At 60.4% G+C, this 6984-nt stretch carries 4 protein-coding genes; 3 read left to right on the top strand and 1 reads right to left on the bottom strand.

Annotated features, from left to right (window positions below; all coding sequences use genetic code 11):
* A partial coding sequence (locus H1Y01_RS07580) for a TonB-dependent receptor (protein WP_180539838.1) occupies window positions 1-3218 on the bottom strand: 3218 nt, incomplete at its 3' end.
* Between the two features lie 215 nt (window positions 3219-3433).
* Here H1Y01_RS07580 and H1Y01_RS07575 point away from each other — a divergent pair.
* From H1Y01_RS07575 to H1Y01_RS07565, 3 genes are all read left to right on the top strand, one after another.
* Window positions 3434-5422: a response regulator gene (locus tag H1Y01_RS07575; protein ID WP_180539837.1), complete on the top strand. Its 1989-nt coding sequence runs from the start codon at window positions 3434-3436 to the stop codon at window positions 5420-5422.
* A 200-nt stretch (window positions 5423-5622) separates the two neighbouring features.
* Complete coding sequence (locus H1Y01_RS07570) at window positions 5623-6108, top strand: helix-turn-helix domain-containing protein (RefSeq protein ID WP_180539836.1); 486 nt, start codon at window positions 5623-5625, stop codon at window positions 6106-6108.
* The gene (locus H1Y01_RS07565; protein WP_180539835.1) at window positions 6089-6649 is read left to right on the top strand and encodes a PIN domain-containing protein; all 561 of its coding nucleotides are present in this window, start codon (window positions 6089-6091) and stop codon (window positions 6647-6649) included. Before H1Y01_RS07570 ends, H1Y01_RS07565 begins: the two co-directional genes overlap by 20 nt.
* Window positions 6650-6984 lie beyond the last annotated feature (335 nt).

The following is a 6984-nucleotide window of genomic DNA, read 5'->3' as shown; positions in this document are numbered from 1 at the left end:
AATGAGAACGTCGCGTGATTGACCGCGTTGAAGAACTCGCCGCGCAGCTGTAAGCTCAACCTCTCAGTTAGAGAAGTCGTCTTCAGCAGGCCTAAGTCGTAATTGGAGTAACCCGGTCCATGAAAGTCATTGCGAGTTAGTTCGCCGTATTGTCCGAACGGCGCCGCAACGAAGTTCTGCGGTGACAGATAGATCCCGTTCGACGCCCGGATGTTCTCGTGTACCAGCGGCCCGGCCAGGTCCGGATACACCGTAACCGACCCGCCCACCAGAGCCGTATCCGCGCCCATGGTGATGGAATAAGGCGGCCCCGCTTCGAACGTGGCGATTCCCGATAGCGCCCATCCCGATCCCAACCGCCGCCATCGCGCGCCCCGCCCCACGCTCGGAAGATCGTAAACCCAACTGCCGACGAAACGCTGCGGGTGATCGTAATCCGAATAACTCTTGCCTAAAGATAGATTGGATAGGACGGCCGCGGTCTGCTGCTCCGACGAACTTTCGTCGAGCGCTTTCGACCACGTGTACGCAGCGGTGAACGTGACTCGCCGCAGGCGCCCTTCCGCCCTTAGATTCAGCGCGTCGTACCAGCTCTGCCCCACGTTCTCCGTATATTCGTACGCCAACCCGACGCGCGGATACGGCGACCGCTGCTCCGCCAGCGACACATCCATCCCAGGATTCTCTTCCAGCGTCGTCAGCAGCCCGCCGGTGGGCAGCGACGGCGTATTGATGAGAAGAGAGTAGGGTTGGTGGATGCCGTGATTGCCCAGATACTCCGCCGAGATAAGTATCCCGCGGCCGATCTGATGTTCAACGCTGGCCGTCCACTGATACAGCAGAGGATCGCGATTCGTCGGATCGTCCCCCTCGCTCGCCACGCCCGAGGGCGGAGATGCCGGGAAAAACTGGCTGTCCTTCAATGGCTTTCCGCTTAAGTTCACCACCGTTGTCTCGTACTGAAACGGCGGAGAAAGCATCTCGAAGGCGAGCGAGTTGGCGTCCTGAATCGCATAGTAAATGCCGGCTCCCGCGCGAAATGCCGTCGTCTCTCCGAAAGGCCTCCAGGCGATTCCTCCGCGAGGCTGAAAATCGCGCCACGCGGGGTCCACCAGCGCGGCTCGAATCAAAGGCGCTCCGGTTCCCTCGACGACGCCAATCCCCGGCACGTAATAATTGGCGCTTCCGCCGAGCAGAAAGCGCCCCCCGATAGCCTCGCTGGCCGCGCTTGTGTCCAGCGTTCCCAGCCGGTTGAGTTCGGTGTTCGCGTCGTGCCAGCGTTGCGGATATTCATACCGCAGCCCCGCGTTTACAGTAAGCGTGGGCGATATCCGCCAGCTATCCTGCACATAGCCCGCATACACGGAACGCTCGACGTGCGAAGCCTTGCCGGTGCCTTGAAACGTAACCCCTTCCAGCGGCGTGCCGAGCAGGAAATCGGCGAATCCCGATCCCGTAAAGCCCAGCGAAGAGGGCAACCCGTCCGCATATACCAAGAAGGCGTTCAAATTGACGGTGTTCCAGAACCGCGCCCGAATCGCCTCGAAGCCCGCCTGAATCTCATGCTGCCCGCGTTGAATCGTCACTCCGTCCACGCCGTCCCAGGAATCTTCGAGCGCGAAGTTCCGATCCGAAATCGCTCCGTTTCCGTAGGTTCCGTAGCCGGCGATATCGACCGTCGGATAGAGCGACGGCAAGCTCGTGGGCGTGTTCTGGAATGTGAATTCACCGTTCGCGTTCTCTTTCTGCTGCAGCGAGTCGCGCAAACGCGTGTAGCCGAGGCGAAATTCGTTCACCATCTCGGGGCCGAACACGTGCGTTTCACCCAGCTCCACGAAATAGTAGTTGATCGGAGTGTCGACCTCGGAGATCGGATTCGACGACGCCACGTCGGTGGAATTTCCCGATCCCGCAAGCACCGTCCCGAACAGCGAATCGCGATCATTGAAGCGGTGATCGACGCGGCCCAATCCCTGCGCTTGATTGGCGCGCTCCGGAGCTTCACCCGCGAAATCGAATCCTAAACCCTCCGCGAGGCACGCCATACAGTTCGCCGGCAAGAACGCGAGCGGCAAAAACTTCTGGGCAAACGCGCTCCACTGGCTCATGGGAACGATGTTTCCCGGAAACGGAGTGGTCGATCCCGGTTCCAGTATCGGACCGAAGTTCCGCATCGCCTGGCCGCGGAGCGGATTCACTCCCGAAAAGTTTCCGGCTAACATCTGCGCCGTTGGATATAGGCCCGTCACCTGGGTCAACCCATCGTTCGCCGTGCCTTGGAAGCTCAGGAAGAAGAACGTGCGGTTATGCCGGATGGGGCCGCCCAACGTTGCGCCGAATTGGTTGTAGCGCAATTGGTCCGGCTCGCTTTGGAAGCTCGGCGTGGAGATATTGCGCTCAAAGAACGGATGCCCGTCGAGCACGTTATTGCGAAAGAAATCGAAAGCCGTCCCATGAAATAGGTTCGTACCGCTGCGGAGCGCGATGCTCACGGTCGATGTGCCGCTCTCCGATGCGGGCGCCAGTTGCGTCACGGCGCGAAACTCCTGAACGGCATCGACTGCGGGCGTTACCGATGCCGACGGCAGATTCTGGCTGTTGATGTCGATTCCATCGATTCGAAAGACGGTGTATCCCGCGCGCCCGCCCGCGATGGCAGGCCGCTCCGTATCGGTGAACCGCGCTTCGGGATTCACCGCCGTTTCCGTCCCTGGTGTCAGCGCAATTAACGAGAAGATGTTCCGTTCGTTGAGGGGAAGATCGGCGATCAGGCGCGAATCGATCAGTTGTCCGATCTCCGCCGTTTCCGTATTGACCAGCGGAGTTGACGATTCCACTTCGATCTGCGACTTCACGGCCGCGATCCGCAGTGTCGCGTCCTGCCGGAGGACGGTCGCGACGTGCAGCTCAATGCCTTCGACCTGCAGCTCTTCAAACCCGTCCGCACGAACCGTAAGGCGGTAAGCGCCGCTGGGGACATCGCTCAAAGCGTAATCGCCGGCCGAGGTCGTGGTGCCCGGATACTCAACGCCGGTTTCGATGCGCAAAGCGGTCACCGTCGCGCCGGATATGGCCCCTCCCTTTGCGTCTCGCACCGTGCCCACGAGCGAAGCTCCGCCCTGGCCGAACAGATGCGCAGTGCTGCAAGCCATCAGAACCAGCGCAACGGAATGCGATCCCCTCAACCTCTTGTTCTTGCCGGTTGCACGGTCGCGCACTATTCTATTCTTCAACAGGATCGCCTAATTTTCATTCTGAGTTTTGTGTTCACAGACACAAGCGGCCCGCTCTTGCGGTCGGTCTCTGGATTCATTTGCCGCTTCGCCGGTGTCGATGCGCAACCAGTCGGAGTACACTCTCGTTCAGAGCCGGTCGTGCCTTCCTTAGCTGCCCAACACCGGACGTCCGGGACGCGATGCCGAAATTCCGATCTTTGCTCGTCCGTTATCTCGCCTCGCTGTTGTCGCTCGCTATTCCGGCATGTGTCGCGCTGGCATTAAGGGGCCGCCCTGATTTAGCGCCGATCGTCAGCATTTCCTTCATCGTAGCCATCTCCGTTTCCGCCTGGTTCGCGGGATTCGTGGGCGGCCTGCTGGTCATAGCGGCCTGCTTTCCGCTGCTTTCGCAGATAGTCAGTCATGGGAAATTGTGGTTCCCGCCAACCATCGATTGGGCGGCGCTTCTGGTTCTGGTGTTCATTGCCGCGGCCTCCGATCGGGTTGCCAAGAGCCGCCGCCGGGTCGAGCAGATCCTCCGTTCCGCAAACGAGGAACTGGAGAGCAAGGTTCGCGAGCGCACCGCGGACCTGGAAAGCGCCCGCGCGCAGGCGGAGAAGCAGCGCGTACACCTCCACTCGGTATTTCAGCAAGCTCCCGTCGCGATCGACCTTCTGAGCGGGCCGGATCTGATCTTCGAAGTCGTACATCCACTGACGCGCGAACGGCTCGGCGTCGATCCGGCCGGCCGTTCGCTGCGGGACGCCGCGCCTGCGCTGTTCCAGACCCTAGAAGAACCACTACGAAACGCCTACGCGTCCGGAGCCACGGAAACGCGCCGTGAGGTTGCGATCGCGCGTCACGCTCCCAACCCCGACTCTAACCCCGGCTCCGTCGCCGGCCCCAACCCCTCCGCCAACGGCGAGGAAATTCTCTTGAACGTGATGCTCACGCCCTATCGCGCTCCGGACGGCGCCGCCGCCGGCCTCATCATGCTTCTCCAGGATGTCACGGCGGAGGTGCGCTCGCGGCGTACCGTGGAAGCGGCGGAAGCACGCCTCCGCGAAACCGCGAAACTCGAGTCGCTCGGGGTATTGGCCGGCGGGATCGCGCATGACTTCAACAACCTGCTGGTCGGCATCATGGGCAACTCCTCGCTGGCCCTCGATATCCTCGGGCCGCAAAGTTCGGTACGTCATCTCTTGAACGGCGTTCTTTCCGCGAGCGAGAAGGCGGCCAGCCTCACGCGCCAGATGCTGGCTTATTCCGGGCGCGGCAACTTCATCATTGAAAAGGTCGATCTTTCGATTCTCACCGCGGAGATTCTGCCGCTGATTACCAGCTCCATTCACCGGTCCATCACCATCCAGACCCGATTCCAGGCGGATCTTCCCGCTGTCGAAGGCGATCGCAGTCAGCTGCAACAGATCGTCATGAACCTGATCCTCAACGCCGCGGAAGCCTGCGGCACCGGGCCGGGACGCGTAAACGTAAGTACGAATAGCCGCCGCTTGGAACAGCCCCTGCACCAACCCTTTGGGCTTCCGCCGATCCCTCCCGGCAATTATGTCGTTTTTCAGGTCCGCGATACCGGATGCGGTATGGATGCCGCCACGCAGGCGCGTATCTTCGATCCGTTCTTCACCACCAAATTCACGGGGCGCGGTCTCGGACTTTCCGCGGTACTGGGGATCGTGCGCGCTCACCGCGGCGCCATCTCGATCGATTCGACGCCCGGCCGCGGCACAAATTTCGATATTCTGTTCCCCGCGAGTCCGGCGCCCGTTCGTACCTCCAGAGACTCTCTTTCAACCCCAGACGCTGTCGGCGGCACCGGCGTAATCCTGGTTGTAGACGACGAGACGATCGTGCGCCAGCTGGCGCGTGCCACGCTCACCCGGTGCGGCTATGAAGTGCTGGTTGCCGAAGACGGCCACGCCGCGGTGGACCTCTTTTCCCGCGAAGCCCACCGCGTCTCGGCGGTAGTGCTCGACCTGACGATGCCCGATATGAGCGGGGATGAAGCCTTGGCGCGACTGCGCGAGATCCATCCTCGCGTGAAGGTAATCGTCTCCAGCGGATTCAGCCAATCGGAAGCCGTCGAGCGCTTTCGCGGCCACGCTCTTGCCGGATTTCTGCAAAAACCCTATAAATCGCGGGAACTTGCCAGCCTCGTCAAAGAGACGCTCGCAGCGGAAACGGCTTGATCTAGCTGTGCGGGGTGTTTGTGGCGCTCCGCCCTGGTTCTCCACCAGAGGGCGCCGCCCTCGGGACACTTCTCCCCAGCCGCGTCATGGCGGCACGCATTGGCTGTGGAAAACGGGTGACTCGATTTGACAGAAATCCAACAAACCGGTAACATCGGGACGTAGCGTTTATAGCGTTTACGTTTGAAGCCGACAACGAGATGTCAACACAGGCCACCTTCCTGCCAGATGCCATCGTGAGCCCCGTCGATGTACCCGAGGTTGAACAGCGGGAGATCATCGAGCTATACCGAAATGCTGTTCTGGCGGGAAGCTACGCCCAGTTGACAAGCCCGACCGGCGAGAGTCTCACGCTGCCCGCTTCGGTATATCGCCTACTCGTCCGGATTCTGAAAGACCTGAGCGAAGGAGCGTCCGTAGCGGTTTTTCAGGAACGGCACGGCCTAACCACCGCGCAAGCAGCACGCATGCTCGGAATGTCACGCCAGTTTTTCGTGAACCTGGTGGAAGGAGGAGAGATCCCCTACACCAAGGTTGGCACCCATCGACGCGTGTCGGTAAAGGATCTTCTCATCTACAAGTCCAAGCGTGATCGATCACGGCGGGCCGCCCTTGATCTGATGGTGCAATCTGAGATTGAGGCGGGCGCTGGTGACGCCACGCTGGATGATTACGCTGGTAAATGAGTATTCCGCAGTGCTGGATGCCTGCGTTCTCCTCCCGATTCGGCTATGCGATCTGATGCTGCGCCTGGCCGAGGAGCCTGCGATGTACAGTCCCAAATGGTCATCCGAGATCCTTGCCGAAGTCGAACGCAACCTTCTTAGCGGAAAATTCAAACTCTCCGCACAGAAAGCAAGATATCGGCTCGCCTGCATGCGATCCGCGTTTCCGGAAGCGATGGTGGACGGTTACAAATCGCTAATACCGTTCATGCCCGTTAACGGCGAGGACCGCCACGTACTCGCCGCTGCGATAATGGCCCGAGCAGACTGCATCGTAACCGCGAATTTGAGGCATTTCCCGAACGCCCAGATCCGCGATTTCGGTATTGAGGCGCTTCATCCGGACCAATTCCTTACCCACCAATGGGACCTCGACCAAGGATTGGTCCAAACTAAGATTGAGGACCAGGCGCGGAGCTACGAAGTCGACTTAGCCTCTCACCTGGAGTTCATGGCCAAATCGGTTCCGAACTTCGCTGCGCGAGTGCGCCGCAGTAGTTAGTCCCGGTGTCGTGACTTTGCCTCCCTTGGCACGACGGTCCCGCTATCGCGGTCGAGCATAAAAGGGGACTGATTCATCATGCGATGTTCCGCAGCAGCTTGCGCGTCGATCTTCTGCCGTTTTTAGGAAGGCATCGGACTGGACTCAAAGCGCACCGCTCCGACGCCGTCGCGGCTCGGCAAGGACGGCTGGGTGACGACGCATTTGGCTTGGACTGGCCGCATGTTCTATACTGAATGTTTACTCGACTGCGCCCGTGCTGCGTCTCCGCCGCCCGTTCGCGTCAATTCCGTAAGAGGTCAGTTTATGTACGCAATTGTTGAGACCGGCGGGAA

It is taken from the genome of Nevskia soli, from assembly GCF_903970205.1.
Taxonomy (GTDB): Bacteria; Acidobacteriota; Terriglobia; order Bryobacterales; family Bryobacteraceae; genus Bog-113.
The sequence above is the reverse complement of the archived record's forward strand: the minus strand, read 5'-3'. Positions and strand labels throughout refer to the sequence as shown.